Here is a 20,838-nt window from a genome sequence, read left to right as displayed (position 1 = left end):
GTAAAGCAACATCCAGCCGCTGCAATCCGGAAAGCGGAGCTGCGCTCATCCCGGCCGAAACGACGCCACCGAGCGCGTTGCCATACCCCATGCCGGGCGCTCGAATTTGCATTGCAGCACTCGGGAGATTGACAGGGGACCGGCACCGGTGTAAATTCAAATCATGATGAAGGGATTCACCCCTGGAAAAGATCTCTCGCCCGACGACAAGGTCCGCCTGCTGCTCAACCTCTCCCAGCGGCTCAGCGGGACCTTCGACCTCCAGGACCTCCTCCAAAGCCTCCTGGAGGCGGCCCGGACCGCCGTCGCCTTCGATGCCGCCGGCATCTACGTGCTGAACCGGAGCGTCCCCGTGCCCTGGGAGTCCCGGGGTTACCTCATCGCGGGGATGGCGAGCGTGGGCTTCGACGAGCTGCCCCAGGAGGAGGACCCCATGCTCCGGGAGGGGAAAGGGATCATCGGCCGGGTGATCGCCACCGGGCAGACCCTGATCCTCGATGACGTCCATCTCGACGCGGATTACGTGGAGGCCCGGCGGGCGACCCGGTCCGAGATCGCCGTCCCCATCGTCAGCAACAACCAGGTCATCGGCGCCTTCAACCTCGAGTCCGACCGGCGGGCCGCCTACTCCGCCGAGGACGCGGCGCTGCTGGAGTTTTTCGCCACCGTGGCGGCGCTGTCCATCGAGAAGGCCCTGCTGCTCCGCCAGGTGCTGGAGAAGCAACGACTGGAACAGCAACTGGCTCTGGCCCGGATGGTCCAGGGCGCCCTGCTCCCCTCCCAGCCGCCGAGGGTGGCGGGGTACGACCTGGCGGGGACCAACATCCCCACCGGGGAAGTGGGGGGCGACTACTTCGACTACATCCCGCTCGAGGACGGGCGGCTCGTGCTGGCGGTGGCCGACGTCTCGGGGAAGGGGATCCCCGCCGCCCTCATCATGGCCACCTTCCGGGCGGCACTGCGGACGGCCCTCCAATCGGAACGAGACCTCCTTCGCCTCGCGGAGACCCTGGACGGTGTGCTGCGGGCGTCGTGCGACCCCGCCCGGTTCGTCACGGCGGTGCTCGGGCTGCTGGACCCGCGGGAGGGGGGCTTCCACTACGTCAACTGCGGCCACAACCCTCCCATGCGCGTCCGGCGGGGCGCGGAGCGGGAGGACCTGGAGACGGGGCGGATCGTCCTGGGCGCCCTCGACGGCGAGCAGGCGGAGTTCGGGCACACCGCCCTGCAGCCCGGGGACCTGCTGGTCCTCTACACCGACGGCGTGACCGAGGTGGCGGACGCCGGGGGCGAGGAGTTCGGCCCGGAGCGGCTCGAGGCGCTGGTCCGGGAACGGGCGGCCGCGTCGGCCCGGGAGATCGTGGAGGCCGTGACGGCGGCGGCGAGGGCCTACGCGGGTCATGACCGCTTCGACGACGACTTCACCCTCGTGGTCCTCCGGCGGGAGTGACCGCCCGGCCGAGATCGACATTGACCGAGATGAAACCCTTCTTCACGCGGGCCTGGGAGTTGGTGCGGCAGGTGCCGCGAGGCCGGGTGGTGACCTACGGCCAGGTGGCCCACGCCCTCGGCGAGCCCCGGGGCGCCCGGACGGTGGGCTGGGCCCTGCGGGCCGCGCCGGAGGGCCTCCCCTGGCACCGGGTGATCAACGCCGACGGGCGGATCAGCCCCGCCGGCCGCGACCCCGGGGACCTCGACCTGCAGCGGGCGCTGCTGGAGTCTGAAGGCGTCCGTTTCGGTCCCGACGGCCGAGTCGACCTCCGGCATTACCGCTGGCCCGGCCCCGGCCCACTCCCCGGATAGATGGGAAGCGGAACCACGAAAAACACGAATATACGCGAATTTATAACACGAATAATGTCTATTGATTGTTGATTTCTGATTCGCGTTCATTCGCGTGATTCGCGGGCATAAAAGACTTTTTGCGGGGGCGTCAGAATTGCGTTCACAAGCACGAAGAAGGAAAGCCCGAATTGATGGATTACAAGCTCCCGACTTGAATTGCGTCATTGCAACGGGGTACGGACGCTCGCACTCGGACTCCCGGTAGTCTTCCGGTTTGCCCGCGAGGCCCAGGCCGCGCAGGCCGAATATCCCCTTGCATCCGCCGGCCAATCCGGATAACCTTGAAGTGAGATCTCTCCGGGAGCGGACCATGCCGAACCGTTTCATGGACTGGTTCCAACAGGCCTGCCGGGACCTGGAACAGGCGGAGGACAGCCGGCGCGCCGGTCGCCACGAGTGGGCGTGCTTTGCTTCCCACCAGGCGGCGGAGAAGGCGGTGAAGGCCCTTCACCTGCACCGGGGCCAGGAAGCGTGGGGACACGTCGTCGCCCGGTTGTTGAAGGAACTGCCGGAAGCGGTCCGGCCGGGAGAAGACCTGCTGGACCGGGGGAAGGTCCTCGACGCCTACTACATCGCCCCCCGCTATCCCAACGGCCACCCCGAAGGGGCCCCCTTCGAGCACTACGGCTCCCTGCAGAGCACGGAGGCCATCAACCATGCCCGTGAAATCGTCGAATTCGTCCGTGCTCGCCTGGCCTGACGCCCGGGCGGTGGCGCTCGCCTTCCGGTCGTGGGCGGAAAACCTCCTGGCCACCCACCCCGAGGTGCTCCGGGCCGGTTACATCGGGTCCTGCGCCGACGGTCGCTGGGGCGTCGGGAGCGACCTCGACGTCCTGCTGGTGGTGGAGGACTCCGACGTTCCCTTTGAACGCCGGGCCGCGCAATGGGACGCGCTTACCCTGCCCGTTCCCGTCGACCTGCGGGTCTACACGCGGAAGGAGTGGGACCGCCTGCCGCCGGACGGCCGTTTCCTGGCCACGGTCCGGAAAACCGCCGTCTGGGTCGAGCGCCCATCGGGGCCGTCCGATCCATCAGGCGAACGGGGAAAATAAAGAATGAGGGCCCGCAAATAGTTTTTTTTCGCCCGCGAATCACGCGAATAAACGCGAATCAGGGATCCCGGCGATCGTCGCGCAGGAACTCCCGACCCGTGGTCCGCCGCTCCCAGAGCGCCCGGAAATTGGCGTCGTCCCACTGGTCTCGGAGCCGCTGGGCGTCCTCGATCGTCCGGTGCCGGTGGACGCCCGGCGGGAAACGCTGGGGACCGGTGAGCTCCGCGAAGCCCCAGACCTGGCGGATGGCCCGTGGAACCGGGAGCGCCGAAGAGTGTCCAAGAGAGATGTACCGCTTGCGCCGGCTGAACCGGTCGAAGGAAGTCGGATCGCAGCCTTTTTCGTGGGGTTCGGGGTTCTTATTCCGGTTTATCCGGGCCACGGTTCTGTGGTATAAACCGGAACGCCGGCCGCCAGGCGGAGTCTCGGCAGGGGAAGGCAACCCGTGCACTTCAAACTGATCCTCAAGTATTTCGTGCTCCCCGTCCTCGTGGTCGGCGGGCTGGTCTTCGCGATCTTCCACCGGCCCATCGTCCGCTACCTCCGGGTGAGCTGGTGTTTCGACACCATCGTGTCCGAGGACACGAGCTTCGAAAAGGCCGAGGCCGCCTGCAACACCATCATCGCCATGGGCGCCGAGGCGGAACCGTACCTCCTGGAGAAGGCCAAGGAGAGCCCCAAGGCCCAGGAGCGCAAGATCGCCCTCTACCTCCTGGGGAACATCAAGAGCGAGGCGGCGGTGCCCCTCCTCCTCCGGAGCCTCACCGACAGCAACGAACTCGTCCGCCTGGGGGCGATCCAGGGGCTTAAGTACATGATGCAAAAAGAGTTCGTTGAACACGTCGGGGCCCTGATCCGGGACCCCTCGCCCGACGTCCGGATGTGGGCGGCCGAGGCCCTGGGGAAGGTGCCCACCGAGCAGAGCGCGAAAATCCTCGCCCGTTTCATTGCGCACGAGCGCAACCGGTTCAACGTCCGCGGCTGGTACCAGGCCTGGATGTCCTACACCCAGGTGATGCCCGCGGACGGCGTGGTGAGCGTCCGCTACCGGGTCAACGACACCTTCGAGATCGTGGAGGACAACATGGCCAGCAAGGCGATGTACACCTACTACTTTCTCGTCGTCAAGGAGCCGGACGGCAAGACGAAGTACCTGTGCGTCCCCATGGAGACCTGGGACCAGTTCAAGGAGAACGACCGGCTGGTCAAGCCCGCCGGCGTGAAGTTGCCCGCCCATGCCTGAGCGCCGCCCCAACCGCCTGGCCCCCGCCGTCACGGTTCGTCCCCGTTCGGGGAGGCGCCGCGTCCCCGCGGGTGCGGCCGCTTTCCTGGGGGCCCTGCTGTTTTTCCTCCCGGGCTGCTCGGGCCGCGTGCCCGTCGAGCGCATCGACGCGGGGGTGGCGGCCATGGAATCCGCCCGCCAGGCCGGGGCCGACAAGCTGGTCCCCCGGACCTGGGAAGCCCTCGTGAAAAAGAAGGCCGAGCTGGACGGCGCCCTCTCGAAGGGGGAAACGGGCGAGGCCGCGCGCCTGGCCCGGGAACTAATGGACCTGTCCTCGCAGGCCCGCGTGGAAACCCAGGGCGCGGCGCGACGGGCGGAGGCGAACGATTGCCTTTCCGCTTCCCGGAGTTCCCTGTCGGCCGCCCGACAGGCCATGGACGCCGTCGTTTCGCCCCGCTCCCGGGCCGCCGCCGAATACACGGCGCTGCAAAGCCGCCTGAAGGGGCTCGAGCAGGACCTGCTCCGGGTGGAGGGCCTGCTGCGATCCGGCGACCTGGACGGCGTGAAGACAGGCGCCGCCACCATCGCCGAGGCCTCGGAGCGGGTCCGGGAGAGTGCCGTCGCCATGGTGAAGAAGAAGGCCCGGCCCGCCGCCCCCGCGGCGACGGAACCGCCTCCCGGGGACTGAGCCATGCGGATTCGCCCCGGCGCCCATTTCGACCTGAACACCGTCCGCCTGATCGTGACCGACCTCGACGGGGTCTGGACGGACGGGTCCATCTGGTTCGACGACTGGGGGAACGAGTTCAAGCGCTTCTCCGCCATGGACGGCTTCGGCATCCAACTCGGCCGGAAGGCGGGGCTGGCCTTCGCCATCCTCTCCGGCCGCTGTTCCGCGTGCGTCGTCCACCGGGCCGCAGGGCTCGGCATCGACGACGTCGTGCAGGGCAGCGGCGACAAGGTGGCGGACCTCGACCGGATCTGCGGCCGCTTCGGGGTGAAGCCGGACCAGACCCTCTACATGGGCGACGACCTTCCCGACGCCGGCGCCATGGCCCGCGCCGGCGTGTCCGTGACTGTCCCCCACGCGCCGGAAGCGCTCCGCGCCCTGGCCCACGCGGTCACCGACGCGCCCGCCGGCGACGGCGCCCTTCGTGAGATGGTGGAGTGGGTGCTCGCGGGCCAGGGGCGCCTGGACGCGCTGGTGTCGTCGTTCCTGGCCGCCCCCGGAGACACCCCATGACGCCCCGCGGTCGCCCCCCCGTCCTTCACCGGATCCAGTACTACTACCGCCAGAAAGACCTCCTGGTCAGCTACATCCGGAAGGACCTCCGCGAACGCTACGTGGGCTCCTTCTTCGGCTTTTACTGGTCCGTCATCAACCCCCTGATTCTACTAGGGATATACACCTTCGTCTTCTCAGTCATCTTCAAGGTCCGCTTCGGCGACCAGCCGTCCGGCCTCGCGCACTCCGCCCTCTTCATCTACTGCGGGATGGTGCCCTGGATGGCGTTCCACGAGTCCGTGGGCCGCTGCACCGGGGTGCTGGTGGACAACGCCAACCTCCTCAAGAAAGTCATGTTCCCGGCGAAGATCCTCCCGATGTACCTGGTGCTGTCCCACGTGGTGAACCTGGCCATCGGGATGGCCATCCTCGTGCTGGCCGGGGCGCTCGCGGGGTCGCCCCCGACGCCCTGCATGCTCTTCCTCCCGCTGCTGGTCGGGCTCCAGGTGACCCTGACCCTGGGGCTCGGGTGGATCGCCGCGGCCGTCAACGTCTTCGTCCGCGACATGGCCCAGCTCATCAACCAGGTGCTGGTCATGTGGATGTACCTCTCGCCGATCTTCTACTCCCTCGACGTCATCCCCGAGGACATCCGGAAGTGGTCCGCCCTCAACCCGTGGGCCGCCCTGGTGGAGAGCTACCGGGACGTGATGCTCAGGGGCCGCGTCCCCGACCTGGCTGGCCTGGGGGCCTTCGCGCTGTTCGCCGTGGTCGTCTTTATCGCCGGGTACTTTTTCTTCAACCGTTTCAAGCACGAGTTTGCAGACGTTCTGTGATGGCCGCGAGCCCGTCTCACCCCGAACCCCAGACCCCGGACCGCCTCCGGCCGGGCGAGGTGCACCTCTGGCTGGCGGACGGCGAAGGGGAGCCGGCGCCACCTGACGACGGGGGCGGCGTCCTCTCGGAGGACGAGAGGGCCCGGGCCGCGCGGTTCCGTTTCCCGGTGCACGCCCGGCGCTTCCGCTTCGCCCACGTCGTGCTCCGGCGGGTCCTGTCGCGTTACGCGGGCTCCCCGCCCGGGGAACTCTCCTTCGAGACGGGGACCTACGGCAAGCCCCGCCTCGCGCCGGTTTCGGGGGAGGCGCCCCCTTTCCGTTTCAACCTGGCCCACTCCGGCGACCTGGTCCTGGTGGGCGTCTGCCGGGATGGGGAGACGGGGGTGGACCTCGAGGCCGTCGACCCGGCGGTGGACGTGCGGGGGATCGGGCGCCGCTTCTTTCACCCCGCGGAGGTCCGGGTGCTGGAGGGCCTCTCCGGCGAGGCCTGCGTGGACGCGTTCTTCCGGATCTGGACACGCAAGGAGGCCTTCGTCAAGGCGGTGGGCGCCGGCCTGTTCCTGTGCCTTCCGTCGGTGGACGTGACCGCCGGCCGCGTCCGCCTCCCGGAGGGGGCGCCGCGGGGGGCCTCGGGGGGCGACTTCCGGCTGGTCGATCTGCCGTCCGTCGAAGGGTTCCGGGCCGCGGCCGCGGTCCCTCCCGAGGTCCGCACCGTTCGCTGCCTGGCGTGGAATAATACCGGGAGGGTCCGGCCGTGGCCGATGCCCAACTCCTGACGTCCCCCGTCGCTTACGAGGAAGTCGTGCCCGGGGTCCTTTCCCGGGTCGGCGAGGAGGAGATCCGGGTCCGCTTCGAGCTGGCCGACGTGGCGGTCCTGGACGTGGACGAGTGCCTGGTCGCGGGGTTCACCCAGGTGAACCTGGCCCGGGAGACGGCCCGGCTCCTCGCCTGCACCGCCCTCCTGCACCCGGGGCGCCTGGGCCCCCTCTTCCGGCTGGTCCGGGCGGGGGTCCTCCTCTCCTGGCTGCGGGGCGCCCCGATCCCCGCCCCGATGAAGAACGCCCGGATGCAGGAACTCTTCACCGACGCCTGCCGGGGGGTCCCCCGCACCGTGATGGAACGCGCCCTGGGCTCGGCCTGGCGGGGCCTCCGGCCGGGGGCGGCCCTGTGCGTGCGGTACCTGGCCGAGCGGGTCCCCACGGGGATCGTCAGCCTGGGGCTGGACATCGTGCTCGACCGGTTCCCGGGAGTGGTCCGGAAGGAAACCGGCAAGGAGGTCCTGCTGCACTTCGCCGCGGCCAACCGGGTGCTCTGGGAGCGGGACCGCTTCGCGGGCCTCGCCCGGCCGATCCGGTCCGGGGCCCCGGACAAGCTGAGCCTGTTCGAGGGGGCCGTGTCCGGGATGCACGTGGCCGCCCCGCTGGTGATCGGGCACGGGGCGGACGAGGAACGGCTCTGCGAACTGGCCGATTCCATGGGCGGCCTGAGCGTGGGGATGGCCCCGGCGGAGGCCGACCGCCGGCTGTTCCACGTGGTCGTTCCCGACGGCGGCTGGGACACGCTCCTGCGCTTCATGTTGAGCTGCCGGAAGGAAGACACCGGGAGCGTGAACTGACCCCCCCTCCCACGGGCCGTCCCGGCCCGGGCCCAGGTCCCCACGGCCCGGCCCGGCCCGACGTCCCCTCGGGGGTAATCGATCCGAGAAGGAGAATCGATGCAAGACCACAACATCCGAGACGAGATCCTGGAAGCGGTATGGACCTGCCGGGAGGAAGGGATTCGGACCCTGACCGCCCTGAAGGGCAAGGACCCGGGATATTTCGAGGAGGCCCGCCTTCGCCCCCTGCTGGAGGAGAAACTGATCCGGCTGGAGGGGGATGACCTCGTGCTGACGGCGGAGGGGGAGGAGGCCGCCCGCGGCGTCATCCGACGCCACCGCCTGGCGGAGCGGCTGCTGAAGGACGTCCTGAACCTGGAGGAGGAGTCCTCGGAGGACGAGGCCTGCACCTTCGAGCACACCCTGACGCCGGGCATCGTGGATTCCATCTGCACCCTCCTCGGGCACCCCTCCCAGTGCCCCCACGGGCTGCCCATCCCCGAGGGCGAGTGCTGCCGGCAGGCCCGGAACTCCGTGGAAGCCATCGTGGCGCCCCTCCCCCAGATCAAGGTGGGCGAACCGGCGGTGGTTTCCTACATCTCCTCCCGCAACTACAACCGGATCAAGAAGCTCTATTCGTTCGGCATCCACCCGGGGACGGCGGTCACCCTCGTCCAGCGGTCCCCGGCCGTGGTGGTGAAGGTCGAGGAGACCCAGGTGGCCATCGAGCAGTCGGTGGCGGAAGAGATCTACGTCCGCCGCGACGGGTGACACCCGCGGCCCCGGTCCTCTCTCCGGCTTGACATTTGCCCGGCTTGGCGTAAACTGGCGGCAGGATCCTGCTCTGACCGCCCCCGGTGTGACGCCAGAGCCGTCGCGCGCCGCAAAAGCGCGCGGGGGGATCCAAATTTTTCCGAAAGGTCTCTCCATGGCGCAGACTCCCCGGATTGTCGGCATCCGCGAGACGCTTCCCCTTCTGCACACCCTTCCCCTCAGCCTGCAGCACCTGATGGCGATGTTCGGCGCCACCGTGCTGGTGCCGCTCATGTTCAAGGTGGACCCCGGCCTCGCCCTCCTCATGAACGGCCTCGGGACCCTGGTCTATTCCTTCTTCACCCGGGGCGGGATCCCGGCCTACCTGGGCTCCAGCTTCGCCTTTATCGCGCCCACCCTGCTCATCATCTCCAAGTCGGGCTACGCGCACGCCCAGAGCGGTTTCATCGTCTTCGGGCTCTTCTTCGTGGCGGTTTCGTTCGTCATCCGCTGGGCGGGGACGCGGTGGCTTGACATCGTCATGCCCGCGCCCGTGATGGGGGCGGTGGTGGCGGTCATCGGCCTCGAACTGGCCCCCGCGGCGGCCTCCATGTCCGGCCTGGTGGGGGACTGCCACGATCACCGCGCCCCGCTCGTGGCGGGTTTCACCCTGATTTGCGGGATCGTGGGCTCCCTCACCCTGCGGGGGCGCTTCCGGGCGATCCCCGTGCTGACGGCCGTGTCCGCCGGGTACGCTCTCGCGGCCGCGCTGGGGATGGTGGACCACCGCGCCGTCGCCGAGGCCGCCTGGCTCACGCTGCCCGACTTCCACGCCCCTGTGTTCGACGCGGGGGCCATCCTCATCATTGCGCCGGCCATGCTGGTGGTCCTGGCGGAACACGTGGGGCACCTCATCGTCACCGGCAACATCACGGGGGAGGACCTGGTCCGAGACCCCGGGCTCCACCGCTCGCTGCTGGGGGACGGGGTCAGCAACGTGATCTCCGGCTTCACCGGGGCCCCGCCCAACACCACCTACGGCGAGAACATCGGGGTCATGGCCATCACCCGGGTCTACTCGGTGTGGGTGATCCGGGTGGCGGCCCTGATCGCCGTGGCCGTGTCCTTCCTGGGCAAGTTCGCCGCCATCATCCGGACCATCCCCGTGCCCGTGATGGGCGGGATCTGCCTGCTGCTCTTCGGCGTCATCGCCGCGTCGGGCATTCGCGTGCTCGTGGAGCGGCGGGTGGACCTGGGCCGGAACGCCAACCTCGTCATGGCGGCCGTGGTCTTCATCGTCGGGGTGAGCGGGGCGAAGATCGAGATCGGCACGGTGGAGCTGAAGGGGATGGCCCTGGCCGCCGTCACCGGGATCGCCATCGCCCTGCTCCTCCACGTGCTGGGAAAGCTGGGTTGGTTGAACGACACCCTGGACAAGGAGGGAATGGAATGAAACGCACGCTCTTGATCCTGGCGGCTCTGTCCGCCTGCCTTTGCCCGGCGCCCGCCGGGGACAACATGTGGACGACCCGCTTCCCGGAGGGGGGGATGATCGGGTCCCTGGCCGTGGACTACATGACGGGGGCGGTCTACGCCTGGACCAGTTCCAACGGCCTGTACCGCAGCACCAGCGCCGGGGACTCCTGGTATTCGGTGCTCAGCGGCAGGATGCCGGGCCACATCGCCGTGGACCCGCACCTCCAGCGCAACCTCCTGGCGGGGACGAACGGGTTCGGCGTCATGAAGACCACCGACGACGGCGTCTCCTGGTACGCCCGGAACAACGGGCTCACCTCCCTGAACATCTGGGACATGGCGTACGACTTCGTGACGCCGGGCGTCGTCTACGTGGCCACCTTCAACGGCGTGTTCAAGACGACCAACCGCGGGGAGAACTGGGCACAGACCGGCACGGCCCTCCAGGGCAAGTTCGTCCAGTGCCTCGCGGTGACCCCGAGCGCCCCGGTGGCGATCTACGCGGGGACCATGTCGGACAAGGTCTTCAAGTCCGTCGACGCCGGGGTGACCTGGGTCCCCGCGAGCACCGGGATTCCGGACGGGCCCATCGGCACGCTGGTGGTGGACCCCGCCGCCCCGCAGACGCTCTACGCCACCTCGGGCCCCTTCGTGTACAAGTCGGTGGACGGCGGGGGCAACTGGGTGCAGGCGGCCCAGGTGTCCAGCAACATCCAGAGCATGACCGCGGACCCCTTCACGCCGGACAAGTTCTTCGTGGGCACCGAGAGTCACGGGGTGCTCAAGACCGTCAACGGCGGCACGACCTGGACCAGCGCCAACTTCGGGCTGCCGACGGCGTTCGTTTACCGCATCCTCGCGCACCCGTTCCTCCCGAACACCCTCTACGCCGGCACGGTGTCCCACGGCCTGTACCGGAGCATCGACGGGGCCCAGACCTGGCAACCCGTCAACAACGGCCTCCGCAACGCGGCGGTCCTGTCCCTGACGGCCCACCCCGCGACCCCCGTCGCCTACGCCTCGGCCAACTTCAGCATCTACCGGACGGACGACGCGGGCGAGAGCTGGGAGCGGACCGTCTTCGACGGCATGGCCTACGGGCTGGCTTTCCGGCCGGAGAGCCCCACGACCGCCTTCGCCGTCGCGGGGAGTTCCTTCTACGGCACCACGAACGGGGGGGCGACCTGGTCCGCACCCGTCAACGTGGGCCCCGTGGGGAGCCTGACCTGCATCGTGGCCGACCCGGTAAACGCCCAGCGCCTGTACGCGGGGAGCACGGCGGCCGGGGTCTACACGTCCGCCAACAGCGGGGCGTCCTGGGTCCCGGTCAACCAGGGGATCGACCATGCCGCCATCTACACCCTGGCCGTCGACCCCACCGACCCCCAGGTGCTCTACGCCGGCGGGGGCACCCTGTACCGGAGCCCCGACGGCGGGGCGAACTGGACGGAGATCTCGGCGGGGTTCGACCCGAGCAACGTCCGCTCCATCGCCGTCCACCCGACGACCCCCACCACCCTCTACGCCGGGACCGAGGGAGGGCTCTACCGCTCCGTCAACAGCGGCGACAACTGGGTGAAGGTCGACCTGGGCAAGGAACTGGACAACGAGAGTCCCATCCACGTGCTCTTCGACCCGGCCGACCCGAGGATCGTCTACGTCGGCACGTACTCCCGCGGGGTGTACCGGAGCCTCGACGGCGGCCAGACCTGGGCGTCCTTCAACCGGGGGCTCGAGGACCAGGCCGTCCGGGGGCTCGCGTGCGCGGGCGGCGTGGCGCGGACCCTCCTGGCCGGCACCTGGGGGACCGGGGTCTTCGCCCTCACCCCCCTCAACGAGATCTACTGCGCCCACATGGCCGGCACCCTCGACTGGTGGACCCGGATCAACGTCGTCAACCTCGGCGCCGCCGACAACCCCGTCACCTTCGAAGCGGTCAATGCGGCCGGCGTGTCCCTGGAGTCGAAGACGCTCGACCACCTTCCGCCCCTGGGCAGCGCCTCCCTCGACGTCGTGTCCTGGTTCAGCCCCTCCACCCTCGCCCAGGACACCTGGGTCCGGATCACCAGCGCTTCCCCGCTGAAGGGGCTTCTCGAGTTCGGCACCCAGGACGGCCAGTCCCTGATCACCCTGCCCATGACGGCGGTCTCCTCCCCGAGCCTGGTATTCCCCTACGTCTACACGCAGCCGGGGGTCGCCAACGCCTACTTCACCGGGATCACCCTCATCAACGTCGGCAACAACACGGCCCAGGTCACCCTGGACGCCTACAACGAGAACGGGAACCTGCTGGGCACGCACGTGGAGAGCGTCCCCGAGGGCGGGAAGTACGTCCGCCTGGTGGAACAGGTGTTCCCCACCGTCACGGACCCCCTGCAGATCCGCTTCGTCCGGGTCGCTTCCAGCCAGCCCCTCATCGGGTTCGAACTGTTCGGGAAGTGGGGGGAGATGGGTTTCGCCGGCCTGCCGGCCTTCTCCCAGGGGATCGCCCTGGCGAAGAACGGGGCCCCCGAGCCGTCCCCGGCCTCCCTGCCTGGCAGTTACGAACTGGTGTTCAGCGAGGTCCCCGCCAACGCCGACTACTTCACCGGCATCACCTTCTCCTGCCTCGGGGGGAGCGCGGCCAAGGCGCAGGTGACCGTCCACGGCGCGGAGGGGCAGACCCTTCAGCTGGCCGAGTGGCCGGTGGAACCGCTCCAGCAGATCACCCGCGAGGTCTGGGGGCTCTTCGTCGGGGTCCCGGTCGCCGGCTCCTCCTACCTGAAGATCTCCTCGGCCCAACCGCTGACCGGCTTCGAGCTCTTCGTCTCGCGGGGCGGCAGCTTCCGCTTCGACGGCCTCCCGGCCGCCTCCACGGGTTCCAATCGCCTGGTCTTCCCGGTGATCCGTGCCGGGGGCGGCTACGGCAGCGTGGTCAAGCTCGTCAACCGCACGGGCTTGTCGTTGCCCTTCACCCTGAAGGCCTACGGTTCCGACGGGGTGCTCCGGGGAACGCACCCCTCCAGCATCTCCGCCGGGTATTCCATGAGTTTCGACGTGGCGGCCCTGTTCCCGGGGACCTACGCCCAGGTTGCCTGGATCGCGGTGGAAGCGGAGGGGCAGCTGTCGGGGGACGTTTTCACCGCGGCTGCCGACGGGGCGAAAATCGGCTGCTACCCGGGGCTGGAAGGGTACTGATGAGCATCGCCGACCGCCTGGCCCGGTTCCAGGCCATCCTGGAAGGCTTCGACGGCTACATCTACGTCTGCTCCCGGGACTACCGCGTGGAGTACATGAACGACAACCTCATCCGGCGGACCGGCTACGACGGTACGGGCAGGCTCTGCTACGAGGTCCTCCACAACCGGGACTCCGTCTGCCCCTGGTGCGTCAACGAGCGGGTCTTCGCGGGGGAGACCGTGCGGTGGGAGATCCAGAGCCCCAAGGACAACCTTTGGTTCTACGTCATCAACACCCCGGTGCGCCTCGACGGGGACACCGTTTCCAAGCAGAGCCTCTTCGTCGACATCACCGACCGGAAGCGGATGGAGCGCGAGCTGGTCGACGCCCGGGACCGGCTCGAGACCCGGGTCAGGGAACGGACGCGGGAGCTGGAGCTGACCAACCGGTCGCTGGCCCGGGAGGTCCGGAAGCGCAAGCGGGCGGAGACGGCCCTGCGGGAGTCGGAGCGGGCCCTGCGCCGCCTGTCGGACCACCTGCTGCGGGCGCAGGAAACCGAGCGCCGCCGCCTTTCGGTGGAGCTGCACGACGAGATGGGCCAGGCCCTGACGGTCCTCAAGCTCCGGGTCCGCGCCATCGCCCGGAAGCTCCCGGCGGAAGAGCCGCTTCTCCGGGAGGAGTGCGAGAAGATGATAGGCTATGCCGACGAACTCATCGAGCGGGTGCGGAGGCTCTCCATGGACCTCTCGCCGCCCGCCCTCGAGGACCTCGGGCTCTCCGCCGCCGTCCGGAACCTGGTGGAGGAGTTCGCGCCCCACTTCCACGTCGTCCTGGAGAGCGACCCCGCCGTTCTGGACGGCTTCACCTCCCCCGAAGCCCGGATCCTGGTTTACCGCGTCCTCCAGGAGGCCTTCACCAACATCGCCCGCCACGCGGAGGCCCGCAACGTGCGGTTCGGGGTCCGCCGCACCCGGGGTGGCATGGTGGTGCGCATCGCCGACGACGGGGTGGGCTTCGACCCCCGGGCCGTGGCGGCGAAGGCCCCGGGGCGCCGCGGCCTGGGGCTGACCGCCATGAGGGAACGGGTCCGGGTCCTGGGCGGCCGCCTGACGGTCGGCGGGGGCCCGGGGTGCGGCACCCTGCTCACCCTCACCCTGCCGGTGAGCGACGAGGGATGAGATGAAACCCCGCCGCGTCATCCTGGCCGACGATCACGCCATGCTGCGGCAGGGCATCCGGAAAATCCTCGAGGAGGTCCCCGGTCTCGAGGTCTGCGGGGAGGCCGCGGACGGGTTCGAACTCCTGGAACTGCTCAAGCGAACCCTTCCCGACCTGGTCGTCCTCGACGTCGCGATGCCCCGGATCCGGGGGATCGAGGCCGCCCGGGAGATCCGCAGCCTCTACCCGGACGTCAGGGTCATCATCCTGAGCATGCACCGGTCGAAGGAGTACCTCTACCACGCCCTGGGGGCCGGGGCGCGGGGGTACGTCCTCAAGGAGGATTCGGACCGGGAACTTCTCGACGCCATCGAGACGGTGGGCCGGGGGGAGGTCTACGTTTCCCCCCGGCTCGCCCTGGAGGCGGCGGAGGCGCTCTCCACCCTCCGGCAGCGGGGGATCGAGGCCGCCCGCGCCGAGGTCCTGACCTGCCGAGAGCGGGAGGTCCTCAAGCTCGTCGCCGAGGGAAAAACCAACAAGGAGATCGCCGACCTCCTCCGGATCAGCGTGCGCACCGTCCACCGCCACCGGGAGAACATCGCCGCGAAGCTCCAGATCCACAACGTGGCGGACCTGGTCCGCTACTCCATCCGGAAAGGCTACGTCGACGTCGGCGCCCGCTGACCCTGGCGTGCATCGGCTCTTAAAGTACCATCGCCCTCCGGGCGATGGCTCAACCAAACACATAACAACACATTCCCGTTTGCTTCCCGGGTGTTGCGAGTCCGTCCTGCTGCCGACCCCGCACAAGTATCCCCGCCCCCCGGGCGATGGCTCACCCCAGGCCCTGCAGACACGAACCCGTTCGTTTTCCGGGTATTGCGGTGGCGTCCGGGTTTACCGGGCCAGGGCCCGGCTGTGGCGGTGAATCCCCGGCGACGGCCGCCGAGGCCGCTTCGTTGCCGCCTCGGGCCACAGGGTCTCGGCGTGACGGCCCGTGAGGGCGATGCGGGGCGCCGAGGGGTTGAGCATCCCCCGGCGGTTCTGGAAGACCTGGACCCCGAAGGGATGGACGACGCCCAGCCCCCGGGTGTCGACGGTCAGGTGCGGGTGGCCCGGCGCGGTGTCCTGCAGGAAGTTGACGAGTTCGCAGGCGGAGGAACCGTCGAAGTCCCCCGCCAGGGAGACACAAACCTCCCCATGGTCCTGCCGGGCCAGGATGCGGAAGTTGGCAGCCATTCGAATCCCCTCCCCCCCTTTTCGGGAAACCCGCGGAACGGCCTTCCGGGCCGTCCACGGCCTCTCTTAACCCCGCCTCTCACGGGCGACATCGGGGCGGTTCCTCGGTCCGCCCCCGTTCACGGCAGGCCCCGGCCCCTCAGGAGTGACCGGCCCGGGCCTCGCGTTCTCTCCGGCAATCCCCGGACCATAGGCACCGCGTCTCGTGGCAGTGATCCACGCGCTCGGTCCCGTAGCAAGGGATGTTTTGCTCCGTGGTCTGGATGGTGCGGATCAACTCGCCCTTCTTCATCCCCTGGGGTCGGATTCCGAACCCCTGGGCGATTTTCTTGATCTCCTCCAGTCTCATGCGGCCTCCATTTCGGACCGTCCCCGCTCGCCCGGCCTCAATTCCCCACGGCGTCTCCGGGGGGGACCGGGCGAGAGGGCACCCCTCCTCGACGTCCTGTTCACCCCCATGATGCTCCCGGGGCAAGCCCGGATCAATCCGCACAAGTACCCATTTCCGGGCGCCGCCGCGCTTCACGGACCCCCGGCCAACCGACGGTCGCCCGGGCCAAAGGCCACCCGGGAAAATCACCCTCCGGAAAGTACCATCCGGAAAAGTACCATTCGGCGCAGCCAGGGCAAACCGTTCGACGCAGCCCTTTTCCTCCCGCCGGCCGGCGACGACAATTTCGTTTCCTCGCTGAAAACCGCTCTTGACACCCGGGGACGATTAGTGTAAAAGGCTCAGTTCGAACCATCGCGTGCCGGTGTAGCTCAGATGGTTAGAGCACGCGGCTCATATCCGCGGCGTCCGGGGTTCAATTCCCTGCACCGGCACCAGTACCCTGTCCGGCAACGGACGATAGAAAACGGAAGGCCTTGAGAAATCAAGGCCTTCCGTTTTTTCACCCGTCCGGGAAAGATCGGGGGGAACCTTTGACATCCGGTATTGTCTACGGTATTATTCACGGTATCGTACCCCTGTCGAGAATACGATACCGCAAAAAGAGGTGTAAATATCGTATGCCAAAAACAAAACGCGAAGTGCTTACAGAGCTCAGGATCCGCGCAATTAAACCCGGGACAAAACCGATCAAGGTGACGGACGGCCAGGGGCTCTACCTGCTGGTGACGCCGAACGGGAGCAAGCTCTGGAGGATGGGGTTCGTCTTTGCCGGGCGGAACAAGTCGCTCTCCTTCGGGGAGTACCCCCTCATCAGCCTCAAGGAGGCCCGCAACAAGCGGGACGAGGCCCGCCGGCTCCTCAAGGAGGGCCACGACCCGGCCGCGATGAAACAGGCCAAGAAAGCCGCCCGGGTGGCGGATGAGAACACCTTCGAGGTGATCGCCCGGGAGTGGCACCTCCGGAACTCCGGGATCTGGACCCCCCTCCACTGCAGCCGGATCATCCGGTGGCTGGAGAAGGACGTCTTCCCGTACATCGGGGACCGCGCCATCAAGGATCTGAACGCCCCGGACGTCCTCACCGTCTGCCGCCGGATCGAGAAACGCACGGTCTACACCGCCCACCGCCTGCTCCAGATCATCGGGGCCGTCTTCCGGTACGCCGTCGCGACGGGGCGGGCGGTCAGCGACCCCTCGGGGGCGCTGAAGGGGGCGCTCGCCCCTCACCGGGAGAAAAACCACGCCACCCTGGTCGACCCGAAGGCGATCGGGGAGCTCCTCCGGGCCATGGACGGCTACCACGGCGACCCCGTGACGCGCGCGGCCCTCCGGTTGACCCCCCTGGTGATGCTCCGGCCGGGGGAACTCCGTCACCTGGAGTGGGGCGAGATCGACCTGGATGCCCCCGAAATCCGGATCCCTGCGGGGAAAATGAAGATGCGGTCCCTGCACGTCGTCCCCCTGTCCCGCCAGGCCGTGGCCGTGCTGCGCGAGGTCCAGTGCCTGACGGGGGAAGCGAAGCACGTTTTCCCGAGCGCCCGGAAGGACGGGCGGCCGATGTCGGAGAACACCGTCCGCTCCGCCCTGATCCGCCTGGGGTACACGGGCGAGGAGCAGACCGCCCACGGCTTCCGGGCCATGGCCTCCACCATTCTGAACGAGCAGGGGTTCCACCGCCGGTTTTCTCCGGTTGCACCAGATCATCGGCGCCCCGAAATGGCAAAAACGTCATTCGCCCCGCCCGGAGAACCGGGGCATCGGATGGCGGAGTAGATGAAGAGTGCCTGTCTGTGGGTTGAACAGGGCCAGGTCGTGTTTCTCCGCCAGTGTGCGTACGAGGTTCTCCACGTAGTCGGCCTTCGACCAGACCGCGCACAGGAGGATGTGCTTGTCCGAGCGATCGAAGGCGATGCTCCAGGGGCAGAGGTCGGTATTGTCGATCTCCTCCTCCGGAACGTCGTCGATCTCCGGATGCTGCGCGGTCAGTTCCCGGTAGAAGGTCTCGATCCCGCGGCTCGCCGGGAGATCATCGTACACGCCCGACGGATCGTCGCAAAGCCGGGCGTAGAGTTCACCGGCCTCGGCAGGCGAGGCGACTGCATTTTTTGACCAAACCGCCAGATCAAAGCTCATCGTGCCTTGTCTCCTATCCATGGTGTTATCGGTTTGCCAAAGCCGCGAGATCCAACTCGGTGAAGGGGCGCGCCCCCGCTTCGAGTAATCCGCCATTGTGTTCGTTGACGAAGGTGAAGACCGGCTGCCGCCGCGCCAGGGCGGCATGAACGGTAGTCCAGGCCTTTCCGCCGGGAGAGGCGTGGGGGACCCACAGCGCCTCGGCAAGGGCCGCCACCCGGTGGTTCCGCTGCACCGCCCGGGCGGTCGTCGTTCGCCGGATATTCTCCGCGAAGGGCGAGAGGACCAGCAGCCGCCCCTCCCGCAGCACCTGCCGCGGGACCGGGCCGAGGCGCATGCCGGCCAGCCCCCGGGCCGGGCAGAGGACCACCGGCTGGGGGCCCCGGAGGAGGATGTCCAGGCACTCCTTTTCCATCGGCGAGTGGAAACCTCCGATCACCGCCACACCCGCGTCCCGCAGCGCCCGGGCGGCGTCGAAGGTCCGGAGGACGATGCCGCCGGGGCACCGGACCGAGCAGACCAACCCCAGGAGCGGCTGGCGGAGGACCCCGGTTTCGCCCAGGAAGAAAAGGCCGTCGGGGGCCCCCTCGCCCGACCGGTCCCGCAGGGCGGCCGGGAACTCGGGGTCTTCGCGCCGGATGCGGCCGATCATGTACCGTCACCGAGTTCCCGGCGCTTATCTTCCAGGAAGCGCAGAAGCTCATCCCGACTCGGCAACTCCATCTGGTATTTCGAGACGAAGAGCCGGTTGTCGATGGCCGCCAGGGCGTATTCGACCAGGGCGTGGTCCTTCTTGGTGCAGAGCAGCAGGCCGACGGGCGGGTTGTCGCCCTCGGACATCATGTGCTTCCGGTACCAGGTCACGTAGGTGTTGAGCTGACCGATGTCCTCGTGGCGGAACCGGTCCACCTTGAGGTCGATGAGCACGTGGCACTTGAGGACGCGGTGGTAGAACACCAGGTCCACGAAACCGCGGGTGTGGCCGATGACGATGCTCTTCTGCTGCGCTTCCAGGCAGAAGCCGTGCCCCAGCTCCAGCAGGAAGTCCCGCAGGTTCGCCACCAGGGCCGCTTCCAGGTCGGATTCCTCCACCGCATCCTTCGCCTTCAGCCCGAGGAACTCGAAAACATATGGGTCCCGGATGGCCAGCCCCGGTTCCGCCGTCTCCGCGCCGGCCCTGACCATCGCCGCCAGCTTCTCCTTGTCCGTCGACAGTCCCGAGCGCTCGAAATACAGTGTGGCGATCTGCCGCCTGAGCTGCCGCACCGACCAGTTGCCCCTGAGGCACTCGATCTCGTAGAAGGCTCGCTTGAGCGGGTCGTCGATGGCGATCAGCTCCGCGAAGTGGCTGAAGGAAAGCGCAGTGAGTAGTTTCTCCGGTGGCACCCCCGATTCGGCAGACGACGACTCCCGAATTCCTGCCGGGACCTTCACGGCGAGGCCCGCGGAGTTTGCTGGAGCGCATTTGGCGGACAGCGTCCGCCAAATTGGGGTCGGCAACAGGGCATGAAGGGAATCGGCAGACGGCGTCTGCCGGATCATGGGATACACCGCATAGAACTGGCGGCATTGCCGAAGGGTACGCACTGCCAGATCGTTGATGCCATTGTTTTTCAATCTCTCGGCAAGCTTGTCCATCAAGGCATCGCCGTAGGTTGCCCGGTCGGCCCCGTTCTGCTCGTATTCCCGGATATACGCGCCGATGAGCCAGTTGCGCAAGGTCAGGTTGACATTGACCGTCCGGCTGGCCTGCGTCGCGCAGTGCTCGTGCGCCCGCCGGATCGCATCCACGAGGACCCCGAAGTCGAGCCGTTCGTCCCTCGATTCTCCGGTTTCCCGCCTGTTCAGTGTCGAGCTCCTTTTCCTGACCATGCTTCAGCCTCCTCCTTCCCAAGAACAGCACCTTTGTTCCAGGGCAGGCAAATCAATCTACCGCTGAGTGCCTTGCGGGGATGGTTGTGGGCCCAGGAATTTACCGAGTTTGTCCTGCAACCATCCTCGCCGGGCCTCGACGGTCTGGCATTCCCAGACCACCAGGACTTTCCAGCCGTCTTTTTTCAGGGCTGTCCGGTTCCTCCGGTCCCTGGAAACGTTGGCCCCCAGCTTTTTCTGCCAGAATTCATTGTTGGTTTTCGGATTGGCCCTGCCGTTCCTGCACTGATGGCGATGCCAGAAGCATCCGTGCACAAAGATAACCTTCCGGGTTTTACGGAATACCAGATCCGGCTTCCCGGGAAGCCGCGGGTCGTGAAGACGGTATCCGAACCCCAGATGGTAGACGAGTTTTCTTACGAACAGTTCCGGTCGGGTGTCCTTTCCCTTTATCCCGGCTTAGCCGAAACAAAAATAGTAAGTTGACAACCGGGCCTGCCAAGCAGTATACCTCAGCCAAGTGTTAACTGGGCCCTCTGGAGAGTGGTTCATGATCGAAGCACCACAGGAAAGGAAAATACAAATCACACTTTCTGAAGATCTTCATCGTCGGCTCCGGGTTCGCTGCGTCGAAATAGACTCGAACATGCAGGAATACGCCATCCAACTTCTCGAACGCGAACTCATGGGTGAAGACGCGAGACCTCCTGATGGCTCGTCCCCATGTCGTCGAGGGAAAGGAGGCACCCTTGGTTATACTCGGCGACTTATATAATTGCGCATAATCTCCTGAGATTAGCACTACCATCTCGCCAGGATTCGAACAGATCCTCGACGGTCTCCTCAATCGATTTCAGCGTATGAAAATACCTATTATG

23 protein-coding genes and 1 tRNA gene are annotated in these 20,838 nt (G+C 67.6%); 17 read left to right on the top strand and 7 right to left on the bottom strand.

The window, feature by feature from the left end:
* Positions 1-163 precede the first annotated feature (163 nt).
* The 4 genes from KA419_17995 (at position 164) to KA419_17980 (ending at position 2,897) form a co-directional block, all read left to right on the top strand.
* Positions 164-1,450 carry a SpoIIE family protein phosphatase gene (locus tag KA419_17995; GenBank protein MBP7867826.1) on the top strand — a complete coding sequence of 429 codons (1,287 nt, stop codon included), beginning with the start codon at positions 164-166 and terminating at the stop codon, positions 1,448-1,450.
* A gap of 29 nt (positions 1,451-1,479) precedes the next feature.
* Positions 1,480-1,803: an MGMT family protein gene (locus KA419_17990; protein MBP7867825.1), complete on the top strand. Its 324-nt coding sequence runs from the start codon at positions 1,480-1,482 to the stop codon at positions 1,801-1,803.
* A gap of 352 nt (positions 1,804-2,155) precedes the next feature.
* A complete protein-coding gene (locus KA419_17985; GenBank protein MBP7867824.1) occupies positions 2,156-2,545 on the top strand; it encodes a HEPN domain-containing protein in 390 nt (129 codons plus the stop codon).
* On the top strand, positions 2,502-2,897 hold the full coding sequence (locus tag KA419_17980; protein ID MBP7867823.1) for a nucleotidyltransferase domain-containing protein: 396 nt from the start codon (positions 2,502-2,504) through the stop codon (positions 2,895-2,897). The genes KA419_17985 and KA419_17980 overlap by 44 nt, the downstream gene beginning before the upstream one ends.
* A 58-nt stretch (positions 2,898-2,955) precedes the next feature.
* On the opposite strand, the gene KA419_17975 is transcribed toward KA419_17980, so the two are convergent.
* Complete coding sequence (locus KA419_17975) at positions 2,956-3,279, bottom strand: hypothetical protein (protein MBP7867822.1); 324 nt, start codon at positions 3,277-3,279, stop codon at positions 2,956-2,958.
* A gap of 63 nt (positions 3,280-3,342) precedes the next feature.
* On the opposite strand from KA419_17975, the gene KA419_17970 reads away from it, so the two are divergent.
* From KA419_17970 to KA419_17920, 11 genes are all read left to right on the top strand, one after another.
* Positions 3,343-4,140 (top strand): HEAT repeat domain-containing protein, encoded by a 798-nt coding sequence (locus KA419_17970; GenBank protein ID MBP7867821.1) that lies wholly within the window; start codon positions 3,343-3,345, stop codon positions 4,138-4,140.
* Positions 4,133-4,807 carry a hypothetical protein gene (locus KA419_17965; protein ID MBP7867820.1) on the top strand — a complete coding sequence of 225 codons (675 nt, stop codon included), beginning with the start codon at positions 4,133-4,135 and terminating at the stop codon, positions 4,805-4,807. The genes KA419_17970 and KA419_17965 overlap by 8 nt, the downstream gene beginning before the upstream one ends.
* 3 nt (positions 4,808-4,810) lie before the next feature.
* Complete coding sequence (locus tag KA419_17960) at positions 4,811-5,362, top strand: HAD hydrolase family protein (GenBank protein MBP7867819.1); 552 nt, start codon at positions 4,811-4,813, stop codon at positions 5,360-5,362.
* A complete protein-coding gene (locus tag KA419_17955; GenBank protein ID MBP7867818.1) occupies positions 5,359-6,180 on the top strand; it encodes an ABC transporter permease in 822 nt (273 codons plus the stop codon). The genes KA419_17960 and KA419_17955 overlap by 4 nt, the downstream gene beginning before the upstream one ends.
* Positions 6,180-6,956 (top strand): 4'-phosphopantetheinyl transferase superfamily protein, encoded by a 777-nt coding sequence (locus KA419_17950; protein MBP7867817.1) that lies wholly within the window; start codon positions 6,180-6,182, stop codon positions 6,954-6,956. The genes KA419_17955 and KA419_17950 overlap by 1 nt, the downstream gene beginning before the upstream one ends.
* On the top strand, positions 6,935-7,795 hold the full coding sequence (locus tag KA419_17945) for a hypothetical protein (GenBank protein ID MBP7867816.1): 861 nt from the start codon (positions 6,935-6,937) through the stop codon (positions 7,793-7,795). The genes KA419_17950 and KA419_17945 overlap by 22 nt, the downstream gene beginning before the upstream one ends.
* A gap of 99 nt (positions 7,796-7,894) precedes the next feature.
* A complete protein-coding gene (locus KA419_17940) occupies positions 7,895-8,548 on the top strand; it encodes a FeoA domain-containing protein (protein ID MBP7867815.1) in 654 nt (217 codons plus the stop codon).
* 157 nt (positions 8,549-8,705) lie between these two features.
* Positions 8,706-9,983 carry a uracil permease gene (gene uraA, locus KA419_17935; GenBank protein MBP7867814.1) on the top strand — a complete coding sequence of 426 codons (1,278 nt, stop codon included), beginning with the start codon at positions 8,706-8,708 and terminating at the stop codon, positions 9,981-9,983.
* Positions 9,980-13,183, top strand: a complete 3,204-nt coding sequence (locus KA419_17930) for a hypothetical protein (GenBank protein ID MBP7867813.1) — start codon at positions 9,980-9,982, stop codon at positions 13,181-13,183. Before uraA ends, KA419_17930 begins: the two co-directional genes overlap by 4 nt.
* Positions 13,183-14,343, top strand: a complete 1,161-nt coding sequence (locus tag KA419_17925) for an ATP-binding protein (protein MBP7867812.1) — start codon at positions 13,183-13,185, stop codon at positions 14,341-14,343. The genes KA419_17930 and KA419_17925 overlap by 1 nt, the downstream gene beginning before the upstream one ends.
* Position 14,344: 1 nt before the next feature.
* Positions 14,345-15,007: a response regulator transcription factor gene (locus KA419_17920; protein MBP7867811.1), complete on the top strand. Its 663-nt coding sequence runs from the start codon at positions 14,345-14,347 to the stop codon at positions 15,005-15,007.
* 213 nt (positions 15,008-15,220) lie between these two features.
* Here the strand turns inward: KA419_17920 and KA419_17915 are convergent, their stop codons facing one another.
* Together KA419_17915 and KA419_17910 are read right to left on the bottom strand one after the other, a co-directional pair.
* Entirely contained in the window at positions 15,221-15,562 is a 342-nt protein-coding gene (locus KA419_17915) for a hypothetical protein (GenBank protein MBP7867810.1), read from the bottom strand.
* 139 nt (positions 15,563-15,701) lie between these two features.
* The gene (locus KA419_17910) at positions 15,702-15,911 is read right to left on the bottom strand and encodes an SAP domain-containing protein (GenBank protein MBP7867809.1); all 210 of its coding nucleotides are present in this window, start codon (positions 15,909-15,911) and stop codon (positions 15,702-15,704) included.
* Between the two features lie 402 nt (positions 15,912-16,313).
* Here KA419_17910 and KA419_17905 point away from each other — a divergent pair.
* Positions 16,314-16,390 (top strand) — tRNA-Met (locus tag KA419_17905).
* A gap of 183 nt (positions 16,391-16,573) precedes the next feature.
* Positions 16,574-17,728: an integrase arm-type DNA-binding domain-containing protein gene (locus tag KA419_17900; protein ID MBP7867808.1), complete on the top strand. Its 1,155-nt coding sequence runs from the start codon at positions 16,574-16,576 to the stop codon at positions 17,726-17,728.
* Here KA419_17900 and KA419_17895 read toward each other — a convergent pair.
* Genes KA419_17895 through vsr form a run of 4 tightly spaced genes read right to left on the bottom strand, consistent with a single transcriptional unit; the run spans position 17,684 to position 20,413 of the window.
* Complete coding sequence (locus KA419_17895) at positions 17,684-18,088, bottom strand: hypothetical protein (protein MBP7867807.1); 405 nt, start codon at positions 18,086-18,088, stop codon at positions 17,684-17,686. The two genes, KA419_17900 and KA419_17895, sit on opposite strands and share 45 nt — an antisense overlap.
* A 25-nt stretch (positions 18,089-18,113) precedes the next feature.
* Entirely contained in the window at positions 18,114-18,740 is a 627-nt protein-coding gene (locus KA419_17890; GenBank protein ID MBP7867806.1) for a DNA-processing protein DprA, read from the bottom strand.
* Entirely contained in the window at positions 18,737-19,960 is a 1,224-nt protein-coding gene (locus tag KA419_17885) for a DUF1016 family protein (protein ID MBP7867805.1), read from the bottom strand. Before KA419_17885 ends, KA419_17890 begins: the two co-directional genes overlap by 4 nt.
* A 57-nt stretch (positions 19,961-20,017) precedes the next feature.
* Complete coding sequence (vsr, locus tag KA419_17880; protein MBP7867804.1) at positions 20,018-20,413, bottom strand: DNA mismatch endonuclease Vsr; 396 nt, start codon at positions 20,411-20,413, stop codon at positions 20,018-20,020.
* Positions 20,414-20,838 lie beyond the last annotated feature (425 nt).

Source organism: Acidobacteriota bacterium, assembly GCA_018001935.1.
Classification (GTDB): domain Bacteria; phylum Acidobacteriota; class JAAYUB01; order JAAYUB01; family JAAYUB01; genus JAGNHB01.
Note: the sequence above shows the minus strand (reverse complement) of the source record. Positions and strands in the feature narration are given on the sequence as shown.

What these genes read in the sequence shown, in the direction of transcription:
- KA419_17995 (MBP7867826.1), top strand. Translation starts at nt 164, where the DNA reads ATGATGAAGGGATTCACCCCTGGAAAAGATCTCTCGCCCGACGACAAG.
- KA419_17990 (MBP7867825.1), top strand. Translation starts at nt 1,480, where the DNA reads ATGAAACCCTTCTTCACGCGGGCCTGGGAGTTGGTGCGGCAGGTGCCG.
- KA419_17985 (MBP7867824.1), top strand. Translation starts at nt 2,156, where the DNA reads ATGCCGAACCGTTTCATGGACTGGTTCCAACAGGCCTGCCGGGACCTG.
- KA419_17980 (MBP7867823.1), top strand. Translation starts at nt 2,502, where the DNA reads ATGCCCGTGAAATCGTCGAATTCGTCCGTGCTCGCCTGGCCTGACGCC.
- KA419_17965 (MBP7867820.1), top strand. Translation starts at nt 4,133, where the DNA reads ATGCCTGAGCGCCGCCCCAACCGCCTGGCCCCCGCCGTCACGGTTCGT.
- KA419_17960 (MBP7867819.1), top strand. Translation starts at nt 4,811, where the DNA reads ATGCGGATTCGCCCCGGCGCCCATTTCGACCTGAACACCGTCCGCCTG.
- KA419_17955 (MBP7867818.1), top strand. Translation starts at nt 5,359, where the DNA reads ATGACGCCCCGCGGTCGCCCCCCCGTCCTTCACCGGATCCAGTACTAC.
- KA419_17950 (MBP7867817.1), top strand. Translation starts at nt 6,180, where the DNA reads ATGGCCGCGAGCCCGTCTCACCCCGAACCCCAGACCCCGGACCGCCTC.
- KA419_17940 (MBP7867815.1), top strand. Translation starts at nt 7,895, where the DNA reads ATGCAAGACCACAACATCCGAGACGAGATCCTGGAAGCGGTATGGACC.
- uraA (MBP7867814.1), top strand. Translation starts at nt 8,706, where the DNA reads ATGGCGCAGACTCCCCGGATTGTCGGCATCCGCGAGACGCTTCCCCTT.
- KA419_17930 (MBP7867813.1), top strand. Translation starts at nt 9,980, where the DNA reads ATGAAACGCACGCTCTTGATCCTGGCGGCTCTGTCCGCCTGCCTTTGC.
- KA419_17925 (MBP7867812.1), top strand. Translation starts at nt 13,183, where the DNA reads ATGAGCATCGCCGACCGCCTGGCCCGGTTCCAGGCCATCCTGGAAGGC.
- KA419_17920 (MBP7867811.1), top strand. Translation starts at nt 14,345, where the DNA reads ATGAAACCCCGCCGCGTCATCCTGGCCGACGATCACGCCATGCTGCGG.
- KA419_17915 (MBP7867810.1), bottom strand. Translation starts at nt 15,562, where the DNA reads ATGGCTGCCAACTTCCGCATCCTGGCCCGGCAGGACCATGGGGAGGTT.
- KA419_17910 (MBP7867809.1), bottom strand. Translation starts at nt 15,911, where the DNA reads ATGAGACTGGAGGAGATCAAGAAAATCGCCCAGGGGTTCGGAATCCGA.
- KA419_17900 (MBP7867808.1), top strand. Translation starts at nt 16,574, where the DNA reads ATGCCAAAAACAAAACGCGAAGTGCTTACAGAGCTCAGGATCCGCGCA.
- KA419_17895 (MBP7867807.1), bottom strand. Translation starts at nt 18,088, where the DNA reads ATGAGCTTTGATCTGGCGGTTTGGTCAAAAAATGCAGTCGCCTCGCCT.
- KA419_17890 (MBP7867806.1), bottom strand. Translation starts at nt 18,740, where the DNA reads ATGATCGGCCGCATCCGGCGCGAAGACCCCGAGTTCCCGGCCGCCCTG.
- KA419_17885 (MBP7867805.1), bottom strand. Translation starts at nt 19,960, where the DNA reads ATGGTCAGGAAAAGGAGCTCGACACTGAACAGGCGGGAAACCGGAGAA.